Annotated in this window: 20 protein-coding genes; 14 read left to right on the top strand and 6 right to left on the bottom strand. The window is 62.5% G+C overall.

The features are described from left to right. Window positions 1-11 precede the first annotated feature (11 nt). Window positions 12-971 carry a lysylphosphatidylglycerol synthase transmembrane domain-containing protein gene (locus IVA95_RS36455; protein WP_213256781.1) on the bottom strand — a complete coding sequence of 320 codons (960 nt, stop codon included), beginning with the start codon at window positions 969-971 and terminating at the stop codon, window positions 12-14. A gap of 182 nt (window positions 972-1,153) precedes the next feature. Between IVA95_RS36455 and IVA95_RS36450 the strand changes: the two genes are divergently transcribed. The 8 genes from IVA95_RS36450 to IVA95_RS36415 all read left to right on the top strand — a co-directional run bounded on the left by IVA95_RS36450 (window position 1,154) and on the right by IVA95_RS36415 (window position 11,796). Further along, on the top strand, window positions 1,154-2,143 hold the full coding sequence (locus IVA95_RS36450) for an NAD-dependent epimerase (RefSeq protein ID WP_247514898.1): 990 nt from the start codon (window positions 1,154-1,156) through the stop codon (window positions 2,141-2,143). A 7-nt stretch (window positions 2,144-2,150) separates the two neighbouring features. After that, window positions 2,151-3,563, top strand: coding sequence for a mannose-1-phosphate guanylyltransferase/mannose-6-phosphate isomerase (locus IVA95_RS36445; RefSeq protein WP_247514897.1), 1,413 nt, complete (start codon window positions 2,151-2,153; stop codon window positions 3,561-3,563). Between the two features lie 174 nt (window positions 3,564-3,737). Further along, window positions 3,738-4,754 (top strand): Gfo/Idh/MocA family oxidoreductase, encoded by a 1,017-nt coding sequence (locus IVA95_RS36440; RefSeq protein ID WP_247514896.1) that lies wholly within the window; start codon window positions 3,738-3,740, stop codon window positions 4,752-4,754. A gap of 32 nt (window positions 4,755-4,786) precedes the next feature. Then, window positions 4,787-5,938, top strand: coding sequence for a DegT/DnrJ/EryC1/StrS family aminotransferase (locus IVA95_RS36435; RefSeq protein WP_247514895.1), 1,152 nt, complete (start codon window positions 4,787-4,789; stop codon window positions 5,936-5,938). A 115-nt stretch (window positions 5,939-6,053) separates the two neighbouring features. Beyond that, the gene (gene murJ, locus IVA95_RS36430) at window positions 6,054-7,604 is read left to right on the top strand and encodes a murein biosynthesis integral membrane protein MurJ (RefSeq protein ID WP_247514894.1); all 1,551 of its coding nucleotides are present in this window, start codon (window positions 6,054-6,056) and stop codon (window positions 7,602-7,604) included. Window positions 7,605-7,764: 160 nt separating this feature from the next. Then, on the top strand, window positions 7,765-8,637 hold the full coding sequence (locus IVA95_RS36425) for an outer membrane protein (RefSeq protein WP_247514893.1): 873 nt from the start codon (window positions 7,765-7,767) through the stop codon (window positions 8,635-8,637). 296 nt (window positions 8,638-8,933) lie between these two features. Further along, window positions 8,934-11,243, top strand: coding sequence for a xanthine dehydrogenase family protein molybdopterin-binding subunit (locus IVA95_RS36420; protein ID WP_247514892.1), 2,310 nt, complete (start codon window positions 8,934-8,936; stop codon window positions 11,241-11,243). 106 nt (window positions 11,244-11,349) lie between these two features. Further along, the gene (locus tag IVA95_RS36415; protein ID WP_213256795.1) at window positions 11,350-11,796 is read left to right on the top strand and encodes a cytochrome c; all 447 of its coding nucleotides are present in this window, start codon (window positions 11,350-11,352) and stop codon (window positions 11,794-11,796) included. A 188-nt stretch (window positions 11,797-11,984) separates the two neighbouring features. Here IVA95_RS36415 and IVA95_RS36410 read toward each other — a convergent pair whose 3' ends face one another. Beyond that, a complete protein-coding gene (locus IVA95_RS36410) occupies window positions 11,985-12,407 on the bottom strand; it encodes a CHRD domain-containing protein (protein ID WP_247514891.1) in 423 nt (140 codons plus the stop codon). A 169-nt stretch (window positions 12,408-12,576) separates the two neighbouring features. On the opposite strand from IVA95_RS36410, the gene IVA95_RS36405 reads away from it, so the two are divergent. Then, complete coding sequence (locus tag IVA95_RS36405; protein WP_247514890.1) at window positions 12,577-13,509, top strand: cytochrome c; 933 nt, start codon at window positions 12,577-12,579, stop codon at window positions 13,507-13,509. Window positions 13,510-13,530: 21 nt separating this feature from the next. On the opposite strand, the gene IVA95_RS36400 is transcribed toward IVA95_RS36405, so the two are convergent. Beyond that, window positions 13,531-14,331: a J domain-containing protein gene (locus IVA95_RS36400; protein ID WP_247514889.1), complete on the bottom strand. Its 801-nt coding sequence runs from the start codon at window positions 14,329-14,331 to the stop codon at window positions 13,531-13,533. Window positions 14,332-14,677: 346 nt separating this feature from the next. Further along, the gene (locus tag IVA95_RS36395; protein ID WP_213256806.1) at window positions 14,678-14,923 is read right to left on the bottom strand and encodes an Lrp/AsnC ligand binding domain-containing protein; all 246 of its coding nucleotides are present in this window, start codon (window positions 14,921-14,923) and stop codon (window positions 14,678-14,680) included. A 132-nt stretch (window positions 14,924-15,055) separates the two neighbouring features. Between IVA95_RS36395 and thiD the strand changes: the two genes are divergently transcribed. The 4 genes from thiD (at window position 15,056) to IVA95_RS36375 (ending at window position 19,285) form a co-directional block, all read left to right on the top strand. Beyond that, window positions 15,056-15,856: a bifunctional hydroxymethylpyrimidine kinase/phosphomethylpyrimidine kinase gene (gene thiD / locus IVA95_RS36390; RefSeq protein ID WP_247514888.1), complete on the top strand. Its 801-nt coding sequence runs from the start codon at window positions 15,056-15,058 to the stop codon at window positions 15,854-15,856. Window positions 15,857-16,252: 396 nt separating this feature from the next. Beyond that, the gene (locus IVA95_RS36385; RefSeq protein WP_247514887.1) at window positions 16,253-17,065 is read left to right on the top strand and encodes a UDP-2,3-diacylglucosamine diphosphatase; all 813 of its coding nucleotides are present in this window, start codon (window positions 16,253-16,255) and stop codon (window positions 17,063-17,065) included. Then, window positions 17,062-18,120, top strand: a complete 1,059-nt coding sequence (locus IVA95_RS36380) for a glycosyltransferase family 1 protein (protein WP_247514886.1) — start codon at window positions 17,062-17,064, stop codon at window positions 18,118-18,120. The genes IVA95_RS36385 and IVA95_RS36380 overlap by 4 nt, the downstream gene beginning before the upstream one ends. A 175-nt stretch (window positions 18,121-18,295) precedes the next feature. Further along, a complete protein-coding gene (locus IVA95_RS36375; RefSeq protein ID WP_247514885.1) occupies window positions 18,296-19,285 on the top strand; it encodes a threonine/serine dehydratase in 990 nt (329 codons plus the stop codon). A 73-nt stretch (window positions 19,286-19,358) separates the two neighbouring features. On the opposite strand, the gene IVA95_RS36370 is transcribed toward IVA95_RS36375, so the two are convergent. Continuing rightward, window positions 19,359-21,035, bottom strand: a complete 1,677-nt coding sequence (locus IVA95_RS36370; protein ID WP_247514884.1) for a caspase family protein — start codon at window positions 21,033-21,035, stop codon at window positions 19,359-19,361. 171 nt (window positions 21,036-21,206) lie between these two features. Here IVA95_RS36370 and IVA95_RS36365 point away from each other — a divergent pair, with 171 nt between their 5' ends. Beyond that, the gene (locus tag IVA95_RS36365; RefSeq protein WP_247514883.1) at window positions 21,207-22,241 is read left to right on the top strand and encodes an AI-2E family transporter; all 1,035 of its coding nucleotides are present in this window, start codon (window positions 21,207-21,209) and stop codon (window positions 22,239-22,241) included. On the opposite strand, the gene IVA95_RS36360 is transcribed toward IVA95_RS36365, so the two are convergent. Next, on the bottom strand, window positions 22,238-24,016 hold the full coding sequence (locus IVA95_RS36360; protein WP_247514882.1) for a metallophosphoesterase: 1,779 nt from the start codon (window positions 24,014-24,016) through the stop codon (window positions 22,238-22,240). The two genes, IVA95_RS36365 and IVA95_RS36360, sit on opposite strands and share 4 nt — an antisense overlap. Between the last annotated feature and the right edge of the window lie 10 nt (window positions 24,017-24,026).

Genomic DNA, 24,026 nt, shown 5'->3' with positions numbered 1-24,026 from the left:
CTACTCGAAGGTTATTTGGGAACCTCGATCGGCGCCGTGCCCTGCGCGGCCTTCTCGGCGCTCAATATCCAGACCAGCCCGCCGATTGCGCCGACGATGAAGGATACCGCGCCATAGAGCAGGGAGATGTTGACGCCCTCGTTGGCCATCAGCCCGGCATAGCCGAACGCTAGCCCCATGGTGGCTTCGCGGACACCCCAGCCGGCAATCGAGATCGGCAGCATGGTGATCAGCATGACGGGCGGAACGAGCTGGAAGATCTGGCCGAACACAACGGGGGCTGCGATCGACTGCACTACGCACCAGGCGATGACGACCGCGAGCACGTGCACAAGCAGCGACAGCACCGCGACTTTCGGGCCGTGAGTGCGGCTGAACAGCACGCGATTCGCGATCACCGAGCAGGCGTGGATATGATGGGTGCCCCACCAGTGCTTCAGCCACGGCCACCGTAGCCTGCCGAGCAGGAGAAATCCGAGGCCGCCGGCAAGCGCTGCGAAATCGACGAACAACAGCGCCGACCTGCCGTGGGGATCCGTGATGAGGCGGTAGCTCCACGGCAGGCTCGCGACGATAACGACCGCGAGCGCGATCAGGCCGATGGCACGGTCGACGAAGATGGAATAGGTCGCCGCCCGCCAGCCGGCGCCGTTGCGCGCGACGAGCCATAGCCTGACCGCATCGCCGCCGATCGAGGACGGTAGCGTCTGGTTGAAGAACATCCCGATCACGTTGAAGCGCATCGCCTGCCGGGTCGGCAGCGGCGCGCCGCATTCCGCCCCGATCTCGCGCCATCGCAGGACGCCGATGAATATCTGCAGGAACGTCACGGCGATCGCGACGCCGATCCAGCCCAGGCTGGAAACGTCGAAGCGGGCTGCAAGGTCGGCGAGGTCGACCTTGCGCAACGCGAAATACAAGAGCGCCGCCGAGACTAGTATCTTCAATGTCGAAAGCAGGATTCGGCGCATCTCGCCCGTGCCGGGTTTGAGAAGAGGGTGCAAAAGCGATGCAATTCGGCGCCTTGGTATGGTTTTCGGGCCGATCTGGCAATAGCGGGGCTGGTAGGTGTTGCGGTGGCCTCGACAACGCAGGTAAAGAAGCCTCCAGCGACAGAAATCTCAGCCATTGAGCGGCGCCTTCCAAGGATACGATGCCGGATCAACCCATATTGGTAACCGGAGCTGCGGGTTTCATCGGCTTCCACGTCGCGCGCCGGCTGCTGGCCGAAGGCCGCGCCGTGATCGGTCTCGACAATCTCAACGACTATTACGATCCGGCGCTGAAGCGGGCGCGGCTGGATGTTCTGCGCCGGGAGCAGGGTTTCACATTCGAGCAGATCGATCTCGCTGATCGCACGTCAGTGGAACGCCTGTTCGCCAAGCACCGCTTTCCCAGGGTGGTGCATCTGGCGGCGCAGGCGGGCGTACGCTATTCGATCGATCATCCGCATGCCTATGTCGATGCCAATCTCGCGGGCTTCGTCAATGTGCTGGAAGGATGTCGGCATCATGGCTGCGGCCATCTGGTCTATGCGTCGTCCTCGTCAGTCTACGGCGCCAATACGAAACTACCGTTTTCGGTGGACGACAAGACCGACCATCCGATCAGCCTATATGCCGCCACCAAGAAGGCCAATGAGCTGATCGCGCATTCCTACAGCCATCTCTATCGTCTTCCGGTGACGGGCTTGCGGTTCTTTACCATCTATGGGCCGTGGGGACGGCCCGACATGGCGGTCTTCCTTTTTACCAAGGCAATCGTGGAGGGCACGCCGATCCGGCTCTTTAACCATGGCAGGATGCGGCGCGACTTTACCCATATCGATGATGCGACGCGCGCCGTGTTGCGGCTGGTCGACCAGGCGCCTGACGACGCTGGTGGGGCCGCCGGGGCGCCAGCAAAAGTTTACAATGTCGGCAACAATCATCCGGAAGAGCTGACCCATGTGGTAGCAGTTCTGGAACAGGCGCTGGGCCGCGCAGCGGTCAAGGAGATGCTGCCGATGCAGCCCGGAGATGTGACCGAGACCTTTGCCAATGTTGCGGAACTGATGCGCGACACCGGCTTCAGGCCGCAAACCTCGATCGAGGACGGGCTTGCCGATTTTGTCGCCTGGTATCGTGACTACTACAGGATTTGAGGCGCCGATGAACCGACGAATAATTCCCCTGATCATGTGCGGCGGCGCGGGAACGCGGTTGTGGCCGGCCTCGCGCGAAGTTCATCCCAAGCAGTTCCTGTCCCTGTTCGGCGCGCGCTCGACGTTCCAGGATACGCTGTTGCGGGTTTCCGATGCTGGTCTGTTCGAACGGCCCGTCATCATCACCAACAACGCCTATCGCTTCATGGTGCTCGAGCAACTGGCGGAGATCGGACTGGAAGCCGACGTGCTTCTCGAACCGATGCGGCGCGATTCCGGGCCTGCGATCGCGGCCGGCGCCGCCTTTGCACAGGCGCGCGACAAGGATGCGATCGTGCTGGCGCTTGCTGCCGACCATGTGGTGCGCGACACGCCCGCTTTCCTCGCCGCCTGCCGCGAGGGGCTGGCTGCCGCGGAAGCCGGGCACATCGTGACGTTCGGCGTGCAGCCCGAACGCGCCGCCACCGAATATGGCTACATCAATCCCGGCGAGGTCATTTCCGGCAAGGTTCGCGCAGTCGCGAAGTTCGTCGAGAAGCCCGATCCGGCAACCGCGGCTGATTACGTCAAGTCAGGCTATCTCTGGAACAGCGGCAACTTCATGTTCCGCGCCGCCGTGCTGTCGGATGAGTATGGCAAGGTTGATGCGGACAGCGTCCAAGCCGTCACTGATGCAGTGACGAAAGCGGGCACCGACCTCGGCTTCGTCAAGCTCGACGAGGCCGCATTCGGATCGGCGAAATCGATCTCGATCGACTATGCGGTGATGGAAAAGACCTCGCGTGCCGCGGTCGTGCCGGTCGCGTGCGGCTGGTCCGATGTCGGCTCCTGGCATGCGGTGTGGGAATTGTCCGGCAAGGACGGCGAGGGCAACGCGGCGCGCGGCGCAGCCGTGTTTGAGGATTCGCGCAATTGCAACGTATCGACCGATCGCGCGCTGGTCGCGCTCGAAGGCGTCGACGACCTCGTGGTGGTCGCAACCCAGGACGCCGTGCTGGTCTCCAGGCAAAAGGATGCCAACGGGCTGAAGCGGCTGGTCGCGAAACTGAAGACAGTGGCGCCGCAGGTGACGGAAGACCACATCAGGGTGCATCGTCCCTGGGGATCCTATCAGTCGGTCGACAATGGCGACCGGCATCAGGTCAAGCGCATCATCGTCAAGCCGGGCGGGCGCCTGTCGCTGCAGAAACACCACCACCGCGCCGAGCACTGGATCGTGGTGCGCGGAACGGCGCAGGTGACGGTCAACGAGCTGGTCAAGACCGTGCACGAGAACGAATCGATCTACATCCCGATCGGCGCGGTGCACCGGTTGGAAAATCCGGGCAAGATCCAACTCGAACTGATCGAGGTCCAGACCGGCAGCTATTTCGGCGAGGACGACATCATCCGCATCGAGGACGACTACCAGCGCAGTTGACCCCACCGTAGTTTTACCGGGCCGGCGGTTGTAATTCTTTGAATCAAAACGTGTCCGAAAACCGTCGATCGCGTTCGCCACATCTGTGATGGCGTGCTAGAGAACCCCCGGGGATACTACCGGCGCAGTTCTGCTTGGAATCTGCCTAGAATATCTGCTTGGGGTCGACAAATCATGAGTTCCAAAGGGGCCGCATTCGACGCGAAGGCCGGCACAAGACGCGCCTTGCGCGTCGGCGTGGTCGGCGCGGGCGTGATGGGCAGCAACCATGCCCGCGTGCTGGCTGGTCTACCCGGCGTGACGCTGGTCGGCATTGTCGATCCGTTGCCCGAACACCGCGCGCGCGCCACCGCGCTCGCCGGCTGCCGCGCCTTCGCCGAGCTCGACGAGCTGTTTGACGAGGGCGTCGATGCCGTGACGATCGCGGCGCCGACCCATCTTCATCACGAGATTGCGCTGGCCTGCATCACCCGCAATATCCACCTCCTGGTCGAGAAGCCGGTCGCTACGACGGTGGAAGAGGGGCAGGACATCGTGAATGCCGCGAAGAGCGCCGGCGTGACGCTCATGGTCGGCCATGTCGAGCGCTTCAATCCAGCAGTCGCCGCGATCAAGCAGGCGATCGCGGGCGAGGACATTCTTTCGATTGGCATCACCCGCGTCGGGCCGTTTCCGCCGCGGATGTCCAATGTCGGCGTCGTGATCGATCTCGCCGTCCACGATATCGACCTGATCCGCTGGTTCACCGAGTCCGATATCATCGAGGTGCAGCCGCAGCTTTCCAGCGCGGTTGCCGAGCGCGAGGATATCGCGCTCCTGCAATTCCGCACCGCCTCCGGCGTGCTTGCCCATATCAACACCAACTGGCTGACGCCGTTCAAGGCGCGCAGCGTTACGGTCGCAACCCGCGGCAAATATGTAATGGGCGATCTTTTGACACGGCAGGTGACCGAGTGCTTCGGCTTCAAGCCCGACGGCAGCTACTCGATGCGGCATCTGCCGGTCGGCCATGATGAGCCGCTGCGCGCCGAGCTGATTGCATTCCTCGATGCCGTCCGCACCGGCAATGTGCCGGCGGTTTCCGGCGACGAGGGCGTCGCCAGTCTCGAGATCGCGATTCGCTGCCTCGAGCAGCCCGCCAAGCCCGCGGCCTCCGCCGTGCGCAAGGGACCGCGCCGCATCGCCGGCTGAGAACCTCTCATTTTAGACTTCTGTAAGGCTCCATGAACCAGCACATGCGTCCAGAACCCGTTCCCTTCTATGATCTCGCCTCGCAGCGCCGTCGGCTCGGCACATCGATCGATGAGGCGATCTCGCGTGTGACGAGCCATTGCCTCTTCATCAATGGTCCGGAAGTCGCCGTGCTGGAGAAGGCGTTGGCCGATTTTTGCGGCGCCAAGCATGTCGTGAGCTGCGCGAGCGGCACCGACGCGCTTTTGATGGTGCTGATGGCCAAGGAAGTCGGCCCGGGGGACGCCGTCCTGTGTCCATCCTTCACGTTCTGCGCGACCGGTGAAGCCGTCGCGTTGACCGGTGCAACGCCGGTGTTCGTCGACGTCGATGAAGCAACCTTCAATATGGATGCCGCCTCGCTCAAGCGCGGCATCGCAACCGCCAGGCAGCGCGGCCTGAAGCCGCGCGCCGTGATCCCCGTCGACCTGTTCGGCCAAAGCGCCGACCACGATGCGATCGCCAAGGTCGCAGCGGCCGAAGGCCTGTTCGTGCTCGACGACGCCGCGCAGGGTTTTGGCGCGAGCTACAAGGGCCGCCGTATCGGCGCTTTGGGACTTGCGACCGCGACCAGCTTCTTCCCGACCAAGCCGCTCGGCTGTTTCGGCGATGGCGGCGCCATATTTACCGACGATGACAAACTTGCCGAGACGCTGCGCAGCATCCGCGTGCACGGCCAGGGCTCCGACAAATACGACAATGTCCGCCTTGGCCTGACCGGACGTCTCGACACCATGCAGGCGGCGGTCCTGATCGAGAAGTTGAAGATTTTCGAAGACGAGATCGCGGCCCGCAACCGCGTTGCGGAGCGCTATGCGCGCGGTCTTGGCAATTTCGTGGCGGTGCCGCGGTTGGCTTCCGGATGCACCTCAGTTTGGGCGCAGTACACCATCCGCCTGCCAAAGGGCACCGACCGCGACGGTTTTGCGGCAGCGCTGAAGGCGCAGGGCGTTCCGACGATGGTCTATTACACGAAATCGATGCATCAACAGACCGCTTACCGGGATTTTCCGATTGCGGATGGCGGGTTGCCGGCGAGCGAAAAGCTCTCGGACGATGTCCTCAGCCTGCCGATTCACGCCTATCTCGACGAGCCGACGCAGGATCGCGTCATCGAGGCGGTGCGCGGCGCGCTTCAGGCATGATGGCGACCCGAACGGCCGCGTTAGCGCAAAGTGGCCTTCCGGCTTTCGGACCGGATCATGCCTAAACGTTAGCTGCCTGATTTCCCTGTCTCGCGATATGCGCTAGAAGCGGCGCATGCTCGGACGCATCTTCACCGTCGGCGGTTACACGCTGCTTTCGCGGCTGACCGGATTCGCGCGCGATATCATGCTCGCCGCGATTCTCGGCGCGGGTCCCGTCGCGGACGCGTTCTTCGTGGCGCTGCGGCTGCCCAATCATTTTCGCGCAATCTTCGCCGAAGGCGCCTTCAACGCCGCCTTCGTGCCGGCCTATGCGCATCTGCACGGCAACAGCGAAGCATCGGCAAAACTGTTCGCCGACCGGATATTCACGCTCTTGTTCGCCGCCCAAATTATTTTGCTGGTTGTGGCCTGGGTGTTCATGCCCGAAGTGATCGCCGTTCTCGCGCCGGGGTTCAAGGACGATCCGGCGCGCGGCGAACTGGCAATATCGCTGACGCGGATCACGTTTCCGTATTTGCTGCTGATCACGCTGGTGACGCTGTACGGCGGCATGCTCAACGTGATGCATCGCTTCGCCAGCGCCGCCGCCGCGCCGATCTTCCTCAATCTGTCGATGATGGCGACCCTGGCGCTGGCGGCGTTCTTTCCGGGCGCGGGCTACGCCGCCGCATGGGGCGTTCTGCTCGCCGGCATTCTCGAATTCCTGCTGCTGGCGGGTGATGCGGCAAAGACCGGCATCCTGCCGAAATTCGCTTTGATCAAATTCGATGAAGACGTGCGCGCGTTCTTTCGGGCGCTGGGACCTGCGACCATCGGCTCGATGGGAACGCAGATAGCGCTGTTTGCCGATACGATCATCGCGACCTTTCTGCCGGCGGGCGCGCTTTCGGCGCTGTATTACGCCGACCGTCTCAACCAGTTGCCGATCGGCGTGATCGGGATCGCGATCGGCACCGTGTTGCTGCCGGAAATGTCGCGGCGCCTCACGGCGAACGATATCACTGGTGCATCCGCCGCGCAGCGGCGGGCGTTCGAATTCTCGCTGCTGTTTTCGGTACCCTTCGTCGCCGCCTTCCTGATCGTGCCTGATGTGATCATGCGCGCGATGTTTGCGCGTGGCGCGTTCTCGAACGCGGATGCGGTGGCTGCCGGCGCCACGCTGGCCGCTTACGCAATCGGACTCATCCCGTTCGTGACTATCCGCAGTGCAGTGGCGACCTTCTATGCCCGTCACGACACCGCGACGCCGGTCAAGGCGGCGCTGATCGGCGTTGCCGTCAACGTGGCGCTCAAAGTCGCATTGATGGGCGCGCTGGCGCAGATTGGCCTGGCGCTCGCCACCGCCATTGGGGCGTGGGTCAATCTTTTGCTGGTGCTCGCCTTCGCGGTGCGGGCGGGCTACCTCCAACTCGATCGCGCCTGGATGACGTCGCTCGCCAAGTTCGCCACGGCCGGTGTCGTGCTCGGCGCCGCGCTGTGGGCCACCGCGCGATTCGCGAACGTCTATTTCGCGCAGATGCACACCTTCCGCGATGAGACCGCATTGGCGTTGCTGATCGTGACCGGTGCATTCGTGTACGGGGTCGCAATCATGCTGCTGTTTGGCCGGGGGTGGATATTCGCGCTGCTGCGTGACCGGAGGTCTGGTCCTAAGCCGCTGTAGACAAAAGCGAATAATGAATAAGGCGCGTCATGGCCGTATTAGGGCATTTTTGCAACAGGCGCCCACAAAACGCCATTTGCGGCCGATCCGTAAATGATTAGGGCGCGACTCCGCGTTAAGTTGAGCTCAGATTTAATTAGTGGTTTTCAGAGGGGCACCCATGCGCGTTTCAGCTTTCAAGGCAATTGCGGCTTCGGCACTGGCTGTTATGGCTGCGACTTCAGTAGCATCCGCAGCCGATATGGCGCCGCGCTACACCAAGGCGCCGCCGCCTGTGGTCGAGGTCTGGAACTGGACCGGCTTCTATATCGGCGGTAACGCCGGCTATAGCTGGGGCCGCGGCCATTCGGACGTTTCTTATTTCAACACGCTGACCGGCCTGCCGATCGTGCCGCCCGCGGGCTCCATTCTCGGCGCCGGCTACAATATGGACGGCGCCATTGCGGGTGGCCAGATCGGCTACAACTGGCAAGCCAACAACTGGGTGTTCGGTCTGGAAGCGGACGCACAGTGGTCGGACGAGAAGGGCAGGGGCGTACTAAGCTGCGCCGCGACGGGCGTCGGCGGGCCATGTCTTCCCGGTCTGACGTTCCTGCCGCCGGGCGTGACCGGGACCAGCCTCGCCGTTGATACGCACCTCGAATGGTTCGGCACCCTGCGCGGCCGCGTCGGTGTTCTCGCAACTCCCCGGGTTCTGTTCTACGGCACCGGCGGTCTCGCCTATGGCTCGTTCAAGACCACCGGCACGATGGCTGGCGTGACGCCGGCCGGTGTTGCGGTGGCCTCGGTTTCCTCGAACGATGATATCCGCTTCGGCTGGACGGTTGGCGCTGGTGTTGAAGGCAAGATCACCACCAACTGGAGCGCCAAGCTCGAATACCTTTACATGGATTTCGACAGCTTCCGGGCAGGCTCCTTCACGCTCGCACCAGCCAGCGCGATCCGCGCCGACGTAGACACACGCTTCCACGACCACGTCCTGCGTGTCGGCCTGAACTACACCTTCGGCGGCCCGGTGGTCGCGAAGTATTGATTGCGGCGTTCTCTTCCTCCCGTAAAATCAAAGCCCCGGCATTGTCCGGGGCTTTTTTTATGTTGTGCAAGCGCGAAAAGGATTGGGCTACGCGGCGATTCCGTTGCGCCAGTGCTGTGGCTAGTCGGGCGAAAGCGGTTTGCGCTGACGCCCGAACCACTGCAATATGGAACGCTTCTAGAGCATGATCCGGAAAGGTGGTTACCGGTTTTCCGAAACGGCCATGCTCAAACCAAAAACGATGGGGCGGATGACGGTAAGAGGCGTCATCGTGCTCCAGGACAATTGGAGATACGATGGCAGCTCCCATCAAGTTCGGCGTCGGTCAAAGCGTCCTCCGCAAGGAAGACGATGCGCTCATTCGCGGCAAGGGCCGCTATACCGACGACCATTCGCCACAGCCGGCATTGCACGCGCTGATGCTGCGCTCGCCGCATGCGCACGCGAAATTCACCCTCAACATCACCAAGGCCCGCGGGATGCCGGGCGTGGCTGCGATCCTGACCGCCGACGACGTCAGGGATCTCGGCGACCTGCCGTGCCTGTTCAACTTGGAAGTCGATCCGTTCACCGGCCCGCCCTATCCGATTCTTCCCAAGGACGAGGTGCGCCATGTTGGCGACGCCGTCGCCTTCGTGGTCGCCGACACCATCGACCGGGCGCGCGACGCGATCGAGGCGATCGACGTCAAATGGACACCGCTTCCGTCGGTGGTCGGCGTCGTCAATGCCGTAAAGAAAGACGCGCCGCTGGTCTGGCCCGACAAGCCCGGCAACGTGCTATTCGACGTGTCGATCGGTGACAAGAAGGCGGCCGAGGCCGCCTTTGCCAAGGCGCATGCGATTGCCGAGATATCGATCGTCAACCCGCGCGTCATCACCAACTTTATGGAAACGCGCGCCGCGGTCGCCGAATACGACGCCAAGCGCGATCACCTGACGCTGACCATCGGCAGCCAGGGTAGCCATCGCCTGCGCGAAATCCTGTGCGGCATGGTGCTGAAGATTCCGATGGAGAAGATGCGGGTGATCTGTCCCGACGTCGGCGGCGGCTTCGGCACGAAACTGTTTCCCTATCGCGAATATGCGCTGATTTCGGTGGCGGCGCGCAAGCTGCGCAAGACCGTCAAATGGACCGCCGATCGCTCCGATCACTTCATGGGCGACGCGCAGGGCCGCGACAACGTCACGACGGCGAAGATGGCGTTGGCCGAGGACGGCAAATTCCTCGGCATGGACGTTGATCTTATGGGCGACATGGGCGCCTATCTCTCGACCTTCGGGCCCTACATCCCGCATGGCGGCGCCGGCATGTTGCCGGGGCTCTACGACATCCAGGCCTTCCACTGCCGCGTCCGCACCGTGTTCACCAACACCGTGCCGGTCGACGCCTATCGCGGCGCTGGGCGCCCCGAAGCGGCCTATGTGATTGAACGTCTGGTCGATGCGGCCGCGCGAAAGCTCGGGATGACGCCGGATGCGATCCGGCGCAAGAACTTCATTCCGCCGAAGGCGATGCCCTACAAGACCGCGACCGGAAAGGTCTACGATTCCGGCGACTTCACCGCGCATATGAAGCGCGCGATGGAAGTCGCCAACTGGAAGGAATTTCCGAAGCGCGCCAAGGCGGCGAAGAAGCAAGGTCTCGTGCGCGGCATCGGCATGTCCTGCTATGTCGAGATCTGCGGCACGATGGGCGAGGAGACCGCTAAGGTCGCGCTCGATCCCAACGGCGACATCAACATTCTGATCGGCACGCAGTCGAGCGGGCAGGGCCACCAGACTGCCTATGCGCAGCTCGTTGCCGAGCAGTTCGGCGTGCCGCCGGAGCGTGTTCATGTCTTGCAGGGCGACACCGACATGATCGCCACCGGGCTCGGCACCGGCGGCTCGGCGTCGATCCCGACCGGCGGCGTCAGCGTCGAGCGCGCCACCCGCGAACTCGGCAACAAGCTGAAGGAGATCGCGGCCGAAGCGCTGGAGACCAGCGCCGGGGACCTCGAGATCAGCAATGGCGTCGTGCGCATCGCGGGCACCGATCGCTCGATCAGCTTCGCCGATCTCGCAAAGCGCCCGGGTGTTGATCCGTCGAAACTGAATGCGAGCGCGACGTTTGCGCAGGCCGACGGCACTTACCCGAACGGCACGCATCTCGCCGAAGTCGAGATCGATCCCGCCACCGGAATCATCAGAATCGTCAACTATGTCATCGTCGACGATTTCGGGGTCACGCTCAATCCGCTGCTGCTCGCCGGCCAGGTGCATGGCGGGGCGATGCAGGGTATCGGTCAGGCCTTGATGGAGCAGGCGGTCTATAGCGCAACCGACGGCCAGCTCGTCACCGGCACCTTCATGGATTATGCGGTGCCGCGGGCTTCCGACGGTCCGTCGTTCCATTTCGAAACGCACAACGTGCCGTGCACGACCAATCCGCTCGGCGTCAAGGGTGCAGGCGAGGCGGGCGCGATAGGCTCTTGCCCCGCGGTGGTCAACGCGATCATCGAGGGCCTGTCGCGCGAGTACAAGATCGACCACATCGACATGCCGGCTACGGCCGAACGGGTTTGGATCGCAATCCGCGAGGCGCAGAAACAGCATAATCTCTGATATTTTGTCGCATGCGGAATGTTGCACCGCATGCGGTGTTTACAAACAGCCGGTCCGCACCACTTTTTGGGGCCGGTACAAACCTGAATTGAAGGGGATTTAGCCAATGAAGCGGATCGTCGTCGTCGCAGCTGTGCTTGCATTCAGTGCCGGTGCGGTCGTTGCACAGCAGGATCAGGTCAAGCGGACCCAGGCCATGATGAAGGACAATGGCAAGAACGCCGGCGCGTTGTCGGCGATGGTTAAAGGCGAAAAGCCCTACGACCAATCGACTGTCAATGCCGCGTTGGCCCAGTTCGAAGACACCGCCAAGAACCTTCCGACGTTGTTCCCCGAGAGCATGAAAGGTGTTAAGCTGGAGGGTGATTACGATCCCTCGCCGAAAATCTGGGAAGACAAGGCCGGCTTCGAGTCCCAAATTAAGAGCTTCGCCAAGGTCGTCGCCGACGCCAAAGGCAAGATCAAGAATCTCGACACGCTAAAGGCGGAACTGCCTGTCATCGGCAAGCAGTGCGGTGGCTGCCACGAGACATACCGGATCAAGAAGGGCTGATCGCATTTCTAACTTTGAGCATGATCTTCTCGGAAACCGCTACACATTTTTTTCCAGATCATGCTCTGGCCTCAAAAAGAGGGCGGACGCCGCGAAGCGTCCGCCCTTTTTGTGTTAGCCTTTTCTTGTTTTGTTTACTCGTGTTCGAACTTACCTACTTCGTCACCAAATTTACTTGGTGACGTAATTTATTTGGTCACCTGGCCGCGGATTTCGCCGCCCGGATTGGCTGCGGTGTGGATGTTGATGTAGTACCTGCCCGCCACAAGATCCGCGGCCTGCGCATCGGTCAACGTTGCGCTGCCCTCGACTGGGCTCGACGACGCATTGGGAATGGCGACAGCAACACCGGCATTCTTGCCAACTTCTGCGGGCCCGTGGAAATGTGCGGCGGTAGCTGGGCCAGACAGGCCGGAATAGGAGAGCTTCCAGCTCAGCTTCTTGCTGGCGGGATCGTAGTCGATGTCGGCGGTACCGGTGCCTGCGCTGGTGCTGGGCGGCACCTGGGACTTGCCGTCGAGTGTCGCCTTCATCTTGTCGGCAGACGCGGGTCCGGCAAAAGCAATCGCTGCCCCCAACGCAAGCGTGACAAGCATGATCTTGTTCGACATGGTGTTTCTCCCGGTGGACGTCAAAACGGCGATGTCAGCCTCAAAACAACGCCTTTCCGAATTTATTCCCGAAACGCAGATAAAGGCCCGAAATTTCGCAGAAGCCTATGGCGCAAAGTGCGTCCATACTGGTTGTTGAGTTTAGGACTCCCTGACAACGGATCAGTGAATGCTGCGACGAATTCTCCTTGGCTTGATTTTGGCTGGCGTCGCCGGCGCCGGTGTTTTCTGGTGGCTCACGATCCCGGCGGTCGTTGCCCCAGCCTCGCTTCCTCCCCGCACGCCGAACCTTGCCAACGGCGTTACAACGTTCAATGCCGGGGGCTGTTCCTCCTGCCATGCCGTTCCCAATCAGCCCGATCGGCTGAAGCTCGGTGGCGGGCTAGCAATGCCTTCGCCGTTCGGGACGTTTTACGTTCCCAACATCTCGCCTGATCCCACCTACGGTATTGGCCGGTGGAGCGAGGCTGATTTCGTGACCGCGGTGCTCAAGGGGACGTCGCCGGACGGCGCGCACTATTTTCCGGCCTTTCCATATACGTCGTACCAGCACGCGAGCGTCGACGACGTGCGCGATCTCTTTGCCTACCTGAAGACGCTTCCAGCGGTGACCGGCAAGACGCGCGATCACGACGTTCCGTTTCCATTCAACATCCGCCGCAACATCGGCGTCTGGAAATGGTTGTTCATGGACGGAAGGCCTCACGTAGCCGACGCCTCACATTCGACCTCGTGGAATCGCGGGGCTTACCTCGTCAACGGTATGGGCCATTGCGCCGAGTGTCACAGCCCGCGCAATTTCCTCGGCGGCATCGTCGAAGCGCAACGCTTCGCAGGCGGGCCCAATCCGGAGGGCGAGGGCTGGATACCCAACATCACCCAGAAGAGATTGGCCGAGTGGAGCGCGAAGGATATCGCCTACTTCCTGGAAACGGGGCAAACGCCGGATGGCGACAGCGCCGGCGGATCGATGGTGCGTGTGATCAAGAACACCTCGCAATTGCCGCCGGAAGATCGCGATGCCATCGCGGAGTATGTCAAGTCGTTGCCGCCGGTCGAAGGACCGCCGCGGCCGAAGAAGAAGGACGCAGAAAAGTCGTGACGGAAATCGTTTCGCGCCCCGTCAGGGCGTCAAGGCTGCGGTGATCGGCTCACGCCTTTCCGGCAGGGTGGGCACGATCGTCAACGGCTTGCGCGGCGCGGGCGTGGCATTTTTGGTCCGTTTCAAATCCGTGGCAGGTTTGGCCGACGCAATGTCGGCGAACGAGCGATCGAAATCGCCCATCCGGTACAGCACGACTCCACTATCGAAATGGGCGGTTGCGAAGCGCGGATAATATTGAACCCCCAAATTGTACGTGGCAAACGCCGGGACAGGCTCGAAGCGGCCGATCGGGGCGGCGCCCGATTCCTTCGCTGCGGGCACTACGGAGGCGAGCGCGACCGCTCCGCGGGTCGAAACCTCTCCACCGCGCTGGATACGCGGTTCGTCCTGCGCTGGAGCGTCGGGCTGCACGGCCGCAACTTGCTGCGCGCCGCCGGCGGTTCTGTCGGCCAGTATTTCGGCGGCGCCCGGCGGTTTTGAAAACAATCCGAACACGGTGTAGCCGCCGACCAGCACCGCGGAAATGACCGTTGCCGCCATCGTGTTAGAGGCGACCTTTCGTACGGTCTCGTATGTCTGGATTGCCTGCGTGGCAGGCGGCTGCAGCGCAATGGCGAGCAACTGATCGTAGGTCGCGCGCTGCTCGGTGTCGGTCAGGATGTCATAGGCGCGCACGAGTTCCCTAAACCTCAGCGCAGCATCGGGACTGTCGGGATTGATATCGGGATGAGTCGCTTTCGCGGCCTTGCGGAATGCCTTCCGCAATTCCTCGGCGTCATCACTCGGAAGCGCTCCGAGCAAATCGTACAGCGTCCCCATGGTGGTACTCGCGACTGTTTCCCCCTCGGAGCGTCCCCGCCGCGGAGCTTCCGATTGACGACGCTCTAGGTAATCAAAAATATCAAGGCGGTAGGATGATCCTCATATGGCAAAAGCATGCCATGGTTAACGTCGTTAACCATCCGTTGCGGTCGGGTTGCTCAATTGGCGCGGCAGGCGCGCAGCGCTGGCAGCTCCTCCGTCACAGGGTCAAGCGCGGCCCGATGGCAGGCTCCGCGAGCCTCGAAGGAATAGGCCACAGTCGGCCCGTCGTCTTTCGAGCCACCCTTCGCGCTTCCGCGGGTGAGCGTCATTGCGTTCATTCCGGGGAAGGCGGGGCCGATGCCTAACCCGTGCCGAACGCCTTGAAGGTGATGATGGTGTGGGTGTCCTGGATGCCCGGGATTACCTGCACCCTTTCGTTGACGAAGTGGCCGATATCGGTGTCCTTGTCGACGTAGAATTTGACCAGCAGGTCATAATCACCGGCGGTGGAATAGATCTCCGAGGCGATCTCGGCCTCCGCGAGCGCATTGGCGACGGCATAGGATTGGCCAAGCTTGCATTTGAACTGGACGAAGAAGGGAACCATCGCTGTCGTCTCCGAATTGGTTGGTCCCAATAGGCCAAAAACCGCTGATAATGGCAAGCCAGCTTGCTGCCCATGGCATGGCGCGGTAGGACACTCCATGGCCTTCAACCGACGACTTGCACGAGGCTTGCGATGACGACGCCGATCGCGTTGACCATCGCTGGCTCGGATTCCTCAGGGGGAGCCGGCATCCAGGCCGACCTGAAGACGCTTGCCGCGCTTGGCGTCTACGGCGCTTCCGTAATCACGGCGCTGACCGCGCAGAATACCGAAGGCGTCAGCGGTATCCACCAGGTGCCGGCCGAGTTCGTGACCGCGCAGATCGATGCGGTGTTTTCCGATCTTGACGTCGGAGCGGTCAAGATCGGCATGGTGGCGCAGCCATCGGTTATCGACGCCATCGTCGCCGGCCTCAAGCGCTGGTCGCCGAAGCATGTTGTGCTCGATCCCGTGATGGTCGCAACCTCCGGCGACCGGCTGCTGGCTGCGGAAGCGGTCGAGGCACTGCGAACAAAACTCATTCCGCTTGCTTCGGTCATTACGCCCAATTTGCCGGAGGCCGCCGCGCTGCTCGACGGACCGGTGGCTGCAGGTGAGTCCGCCGTCGAAAGCCAGGGCAGGCGATTGCTGGCGATGGGGTGCAAGGCGGTGCTGATCAAGGGCGGCCATGGGGAGGGCGCCGAGTGCGTCGACTATCTGATCGGCGCGAGCGGCACTATCGCGCTGGCCGCGCCGCGCATTGCGACGAAAAACACCCACGGCACCGGCTGCTCATTGTCCTCGGCGATTGCAGCGGAGCTCGCGAAAGGCGAGGGCATGGAAACCGCCGTGCGTAACGCCAAGGCGTGGGTCAGCGCTGCGATTGCGGCGGCAGACCGGTTCAGCGTCGGCCACGGTCACGGGCCGATCCATCATTTTTATAAGTTTTACTAGCCGCCGTCGCGTAGTCGCGTAGCCCGGATGGAGCCAACGGGTCGCGCGAATGCGCGCCCGATGACAGGCTCCGCGTAATCCGGGAACAGAATCCGCATGTGAGACTGGCCCCGGATTTCGCTGCGCTCCATCCGGGCTACGCATGCTCTTGCGCCGCGGCGCATCCGTTGAATTACGGGGATGGTTAATCTTCCACGATAATTGACGCCGTTGATGATGGGTTAATGCGCGATTACGCACGAGGCAGAGACAACGTCGAGATGTTGCCTCTCCAATGTCGCTTGTCTGTCGCATCGCGCTGCTATCCGCAAGTTGTAGGGCGCGGCATTGATTCTCGTGGAATATCGCGGCGTGAACAGTCATCGCCCTGTCACAGAAATCTGTCAGGGGACAGGTATGGGTAGTGACTCCTTGAGTGAAGAAAGCCCGGAACGGCGCTTTCGCACCTTGTTTATCTCCGACGTCCATCTCGGAGCTCGCGGCTCGCAAGCCGATCGTTTGCTGGACTTCCTCAAGAGCCACGACGCCGATACGATCTACCTCGTCGGCGATATCGTCGATGGTTGGGCGCTGAAGTCGAGCTGGTACTGGCCGCAATCGCACAACGACTTCGTGCAGAAGATGCTGCGCAAGGCGCGCAAGGGCGCCAAGATCATCTACGTGCCGGGCAATCACGACGAGTTCCTGCGCAACTATTACGGCACCCATTTCGGCGGCATCGACGTGGTAGAAAACACCATCCACACCGGCGTCGACGGCAAGCGCTATCTCATCATCCACGGCGACATCTTCGATCTCGTTGTGCAGAACGCGCGCTGGCTCGCCCATCTCGGCGACAAGGCCTACGACTTCGCCATTCAGATGAATCGCCTCGTCAACTTCTTCCGGCGCATGTTCGGTGTGCCCTATTGGTCGCTGTCGCAATGGGCGAAGCTGAAGGTCAAGAACGCCGTCAACTATATCGGTGCGTTCGAACAGACGCTGGCAGGTGAGGCGCGGCGGCACGGCGCCGACGGCGTGATCTGCGGCCACATCCACTACGCCACCATCCGCGACGAGCACGGCATCCGCTACATGAATTGCGGCGACTGGGTGGAAAGCTGCACCGCGCTCGCCGAGCATGAGGACGGCCGGTTCGAGATCATCACCTGGGCCGATCCACAGCGCCGGGCAGCACCCGTTCCCCGCGTCGCGGCGCGCGCCGCATGACGCATATCCTGGTCGCGACCGATGCGTGGCATCCCCAGGTTAACGGGGTGGTTCGGACGCTGACTATGATGGCAGAGGCGGCCAAGGGATTTGGCGTCGAGGTGAGTTTCCTGACGCCGCAATCGTTTCGCACCGTCGCGATGCCGAGCTATCCCGATCTGCGGCTGGCTCTGCCGTACCCGGCCAAAGTCGCAAAACTGATCGAGTCGGCAAAGCCCGACAGCATTCATATCGCGACCGAGGGCCCGATCGGACTCTTGGTGCGACGCTATTGCCGCAAGCATGGCGTGCCGTTCACCACGAGCTTTCATACCCGCTTTCCCGAATATGTTTCGGCGCGTTCGCCGGTGCCGGAATCCTGGGTGTGGCGGGTGTTGCGCTGGTTCCACCGGCCGAGCCAGGCAGTGATGGCAGCAACGCCGGCGCTGGCAGCCGAATTGCGCCTGCGCGGCTTTCATAACGTTGTGCTGTGGTCGCGCGGCGTCGATACCTCGCTCTTCCATCCGCGCAGCGCCGATCTCTGCCTGCCTATGCCGGTGTTCCTCAGCGTCGGTCGCATCGCGGTTGAAAAGAATCTCGAGGCGTTCCTCGACCTCGATCTGCCCGGCACCAAGCTCGTTGTCGGCGATGGGCCAGCCCGAGCGGCGCTGGAGCGGAAATATCCTGACGCCGTGTTCCTCGGCGCGCGGCATGGCGAGGAACTGGCCGAAATCTACGCGGCCTCCGATATTTTCGTCTTTCCCAGCAGGACCGACACGTTCGGCCTGGTGCTGCTGGAGGCGCTGGCCAGCGGTTTACCGGTTGCCGCCTTTCCGGTCACCGGTCCACGCGACGTGATCGGCTCGGCGCCGGTCGGCATCCTGGACGAGGACCTGCGCACGGCCTGCCTGGAGGCGCTGCAGGTTTCGCGGGAAGATTGCGTCGAATTCGCCGCCGCCCACACCTGGCAGGCCTCCACGCGGGTTTTCATCGAACATGCCCTGAACGTGCGCTCGGTCGAGCAGGAAGGCGAGGTGGCCGAATTTGGGGCTGATAATCCGCATTTCGCCGCTTAGAGTCTTTCGGTTTGAATCAGAACCGGTCTCCAGATTCTTGTTTTGACGCGTTTTCTTGACGCGAACCGGTGGCCATCCACGGATCAAGTCCGAGGGCATGCTTCGCTCGAAAACGCTATAACGTTCACGCTAAATCGTCTTGCCCGCCCGTCGGCGACCGCGATACAAATTGCGGATGCCAGAACCTGTCCAAAATCCACCCATTGGCGCGGCCGATATCGAGGCCGCCGCCAAGGTGGTCGCGCCCTTTGCGGTGCGGACGCCGCTGTTGTCGTTCCCCGTTCTCAACGAGCGCGTCGGGACCAAGGTCTTTCTGAAGCCCGAAATGCTGCAGCGGACCGGATCGTTCAAATTCCGCGGCGCCTTCAACAAGCTGGCCTCGATCCCGCAGGACAAGCGTAGCGGCGGGGTGGTCGCATTCTCTTCCGGCAACCACGCCCAGGGCGTGGCGGCGGCGGCGCAGATCCTCAACATGCAGGCCACCATCGTGATGCCGGCGGACTCTCCGGTCACCAAGCGCGAGCGCACCAAGGGCTATGGCGCGGAGGTGGTGCTCTACGACCGCGACAAGGAGGACCGCGAAGCGATCGCCAACGGCATCGCCGGTAAACGCGGTGCGACGCTGGTCCGGCCATATGACGATCCCTTCGTCATTGCAGGGCAGGGCACTGTGGGCCGGGAAATCGCCGAGGACATGACGGCGCTTGGGCTCGTGCCCGATATCGTGGTAGCGCCGGCCTCCGGCGGCGGGCTGATCGCCGGCGTCGCGACGGCTGTGAAGGCAAAGTTTCCGCAAGCGCAGGTGATCGTCGCCGAGCCCAAGGACTATGATGATCACGGCCTGTCGCTCCGCGCCGGCCATCGCGAGGCGCATCACGCCGCCGGCCGCACCATCTGCGATGCGCTGATGGCAGCGATGCCGGGCGAACTCACCTTCTCGATCAACAGCAAGCTGCTCGCAAACGGCGTGACCGCATCCGATGAGGAAGTCGGCGCGGCGGTGGCCTATGCCTACCGGGAATTGAAGCTGGTGGTCGAGCCCGGCGGGGCTGTCGGTCTCGCCGCACTGTTGGCCGGCCGCATCGATGCCAAGGGAAAGAACGTCGTCATCGTGCTTTCCGGCGGCAACGTCGACGCGGACCTGTTCGCCAAGCTGGTCGCCTGATCCGAACTGGTAGAGATGAAACCGGGCAGAGCGTGCGCTCTGCCCGGTTTTTCATTGCGCCCCGTTCCCTGAGTTAGCGCCGGAAGCTGCCCATTCCCCCGAACGAACTGCGGGACGGACTTGCGGCGAAGCGCGGGCTGAAAGTTCTGCCGCCCATGCCGCCGCTGAAATGGCGCGGCGTGTTGGTGATAACGGGTCTGTTGGTGATCGTGGGCTTGTTCACGACCCGGACCGGATTGCTGTTGATTCTGCCGGGCAGGGTCGTGACCTTGCCGGTGTTGCCGTTGTTGACAGGATTGGCGTTGATCTTGCCGGGCAGTGTCGTCACCTTGCCGGGGTTGCCGGCATTGATGGGCGCGGGTTTGATCTTGCCGGGCAGGGTAGTGATCTTGCCTGGATTGCCGTTGTTGTTGCCGCCACTGGCCGGGGTGATAGGCGACACACCCTTCGCGGGCAGCGTGACGATCTTCGACGGCACCGGCATGTGGCCATGGGCGCCGAGATGGCCATTGAGGTTGCCCTTGGAAATCCCAAGCGTGGCCGAGTTGCCGATGTTGCCCGGCTTGAACGTCTGCGACTGCTTCGCCAGATGCGTGAACTGCATCAGCGGCACGGCCTTCGGCGCGACCTGCAGCTTCAACGCGGCCTTGGCGTAGGGGCTGTGGGAATAATTGTCGTGGAACGTCTTGTAAGCGAACGGCGAGTTGGCGACCACCGCTTTATGCCACGCCGTCGCCATCCGCAAATTGCCGAGCAGCAGGCGGATGTGGTCGCACAGCGGATCATGCGGATAAAGGCGGATGAACTCCTCGTAGTACTCGGGCGAGCCTTCCGAGAGCACGTAGTCGTAAGCCTGGCGCACCGAACGCGACGGCAGATTCGCTGCGGTCTGGACAATCGGCCGGCGATCCGGCGCACGGCCTGCGGCGACCGCGGTATCGCCGAAGAAATAGAAGTCGGAAGTCAGCGACGAACTTTCCCACGGTGTCTGCTTTCCGGAGGTGGTGTTGTTCACTTCGAGCCGGACGCGCTTGAACAACTGCTCGATCGGCAGGTTCGGCTCGCGTGCGACATTCAGGAAAGCTGACGTATACGGGCTGTGATTGCCGTCGCCGTCCTGCGCTTCCATTCCTGGCGCGGTGGAGTAGCCGACGATCGAGCCTCGGGGCGCATCGACGATTGCCAGGCCCCGCCCGGCGTCGTTGATCTCTGGGAACGGATTGTTGCGGCAGGCGTCGAGCACCACGATGCGCATCCGGCTCGGGATCGATTCCAGCGTGCCCATCACGTCGACCAGCCGGACCGAATTGCCGTCAAGATCGGAGGGCGAAGCGATCTTCGCATCGACCGGAAGCAGATAGTTCTCACCTGCCACCTGCACGCCGTGACCGGCATAGTAGATCATGGCGACGGTGCCGGGGCCGCGCTCGGCGACTTTGGCGGAGAAATCCTGCACGACCTTGACCATGTCGCTGCGCGTCAGGTCGGTGGCCTGGGTGACCTCGAAGCCGGCCGAGTTCAAAAGCTGCGCCATCGATTGCGCGTCGTTGCCGGGATTGGCGAGCTTTGGCGCGATCTGGTAATTCGAATTGCCGATCACCAGCGCGACGCGCTGGTCCGCCGGCGGCGTTTGCATGCCGTTGCGGATGTCGACGTTCGGGGCTTCCGCCAACGCTGCACCGGTAACGGCGAAATTCAACAGGCCTGCCAGCAGGCCGGCACCCAATAGCAATGACTTAAAACGGGACATGGCTGCCTCCTCAGGCGAGACCTCGTTGCGAGATTTGCTGCTGGGACGCTAAGCCGGGTGCGGGCTGTCGTACGTGACCGCGATCACGGTTCAGCGCGCGGCGCTTCCGCGCTTGCCGCCGCACGATACCGCTGACAATCTCGGGTTGCTGAACGGTCGAAGGAATCCAAAATGGACTTCGGGCTAAAGACCGCCACAGGAATTATCGCGGCCGTGCTGGGCACGGCGGCGCTGGCTCAGGCGAGCACGGTGTTCGCGCCGCTTGCGGCGGCATTGTTCATCATTGCGATTGTGTGGCCGATCCAGAAGCAGTTGCAGTCCTGGATGCCAAAACTTGCCGCGCTGGCGATCACCATCATCGCCACCGTGGCAATCTGCCTCGGTTTCGCCTCGCTCGCAGCCTGGGGATTTGGTCGGGTAGGGCAATCACTGCTCGCCGACCTGGCGCGCTACCAGGCCCTTTATGCGGCGACCGTAAATTGGCTGGACGGCCACGGCGTCTCGGTTGCGGGGCTGTGGGCCGAACATTTCAACGTAAGCTGGCTGCTGCGCGCCACGCAATATGTCACTGGACGGGTGAACACGACGCTCAGCTTCTGGGTGATCGCGCTGGTTTACGTCATGCTGGGGCTTCTCGAAGTCGAGAACGCCAGGCGAAACATCGAGCGGCTGGATAACCGCACCGCAGCACGCGTGCTGCTCGACGGCGGCGAAGCGACCGCGGCGAAGTTCCGAAAGTACCTCTTGGTGCGAACGCAGATGAGCGCGGTCACCGGCCTGCTGGTCGGCAGCTTCGCCTGGATCACCGGGCTGCCATTCGCATTCGAATGGGGCGTGATCGCCTTCGTGCTGAACTATATTCCGTTCATCGGCCCGTTCGTCGCGACACTGTTTCCGACCCTGCTGGCGATGACGCAGTTCGAAAGCTGGCCGGCGGTGCTCGGCGTGTTCGTGTGCCTGAACATCATTCAATTCGCAGTCGGCAGCTACATCGAGCCGCGGGTGGCTGGCAGCCTGTTGTCGATCTCGCCAGTGGTGGTGCTGTTTGCGATCTTCTTCTGGACGTTCCTGTGGGGCCTGTTCGGAACCTTCATCGGCGTGCCCATCACGCTCGCCATACTTACCTTCTGTGCCCAGCATCCGTCGAGCCGCTGGATTGCTGATCTGCTCGGCGGACCGGAGCCGGAGAAACCCGGCAAGCTCTAGTCGTCGACCTCGCCCTCTATCTCTACCCGCTCGGGCGGCAACAGGCCCAGCCGGCCATCCTGGCCGGCGGTCAGCGAGTGAATATAGAAGTACGTCGCCGCAGCGTCGGTCGCACCCATCACGGGCGACGGAGCGGAGATGATTTTTAGCCCGCCGCATGCGCCGATCCAGTCGATATGACGGTGCCCATGCATCACGACGGCGCGATCTCCCAGCGCTTCCAATCTGCGGACGAACCAACTGCCGTTGATCAGCGCCGTTCCGATGCGCTCGGAAAATGCGCTCACCGGCATCGGATATTCCGCCAGGTGGTGGTGCAATGCGACGATCCAGCGCGCCCGCGGAAAATATCCGATGGCTGCCTCGAGGCGATGCGCCTGTTCGACGGATACCAGTCCGAGCGCGTTGGTGAAGGAAAAATGGGTCTTTGCATTCGAGTTCAGGATAGCTATTCCGAGGCCATCTTCCGCTTCTGGCGGCAGGATCATCGGAAACTGGTCGTCGAAGAGGCTGCGCAGTGCGGCGACACGGCGCAAACCTCCAAACTCCGCAACGGCCACGATCGCGTCGCGGTGCAGCGCCAGCGCTCGTTGCAGCGTAACCGCCGGTCTTCCCTTGGCATCGACGACGTGCACCCGCTCGCCTTGGACGGCCGCCATCGCCGACAGCGTCCGGATTTGCCGCAGCCGCTTGCCGGTGCTGAACGGCAGGTCGAGCCGGGCCGGATTGGCGCGGTCGACGATGTTGACGTCGTGATTGCCCGGCAACAGAATCGTGCGCGCGGCAAGCTCCGGGTGGCGTGCCAGCGCTTCGAGGATTAGCGCCCATTCGCTGGCGCGGCCGGCGTCGGTCATGTCGCCCGTGACCAGAACGTGATCGAGCGGATTACTGGCGTGGATAGCGGCCAGCCGCGCCAGGATTCGATTGAGCTGGCCATTGCCGCGCGGGCCAGCCCGTCCGCTTTCGATGCGAAAGCCATATTGCTCGCCGATCACGTGAAGATCCGACAGATGCGCAACGCGCCAGATCCTGCCTTCGGACGAGGCGGCATCGAACATTGCAAGATCGAGCGGTTGAGGCATGCCGGCATCGGCAACACCCCAAACCAGCGATGCGACCGCCAGATAGCTTGCCATCAGTACAACGGCATTCGCAAGCGTGGGCACAGCGAGCCGATGCAGCAACAGCAGATCGCTCCAGTCACCAGCCCAACGCGAGGCAGGCCAGGCGAGTATCGCGATCACCGCCGCACATGCGGATAGCATAACACCGGCGCCAACCGAATTGGCGCTGCGCAAGCGCGCCCGGCCGCCAGGAGTGAAGTTTTTCCCTACGGTCAGTTCCGTCAAATGACGCAAGGCTTCGCGCGCAAACGCATAGCCGGGCTGCACCGCGAGTGCATTGAGCGACCAGAAATTGATCTCGGCGATCCGAAGCAGCGGGCGCCATCCGATCCATCCCACCGCGACAATCGCGGCCAGCAACAGCGCCGTGCCGACTTCGGTCAGCGCTGCAAGCTGTTCCGACAAGGTAGAAAACCAAGCGGAAGCCAGCAACGGCGCCAGACCGAGCAACACCGACGGCAACAACAGCAACACCGTCCAGGCGAACAAGAGCTTCGGCAAACTGATTTCGACCAGCAGGCTTCCGGCGATTGCCAGCAGCGACCGCTGTCCCGGACTGGCGGCGTCATCCTCGATATCGCCGTTGCGCGGATCGACCAGCATATTCTCTGCGGCTTTGGTGACGTGTCGCTCGGAGATCGGCTTCGTCATTGCTCAATAC

Source organism: Bradyrhizobium sp. 157, from assembly GCF_023073815.1.
Lineage (GTDB): Bacteria > Pseudomonadota > Alphaproteobacteria > Rhizobiales > Xanthobacteraceae > Bradyrhizobium.
This window is presented reverse-complemented; position numbering and strand designations above follow the sequence as displayed.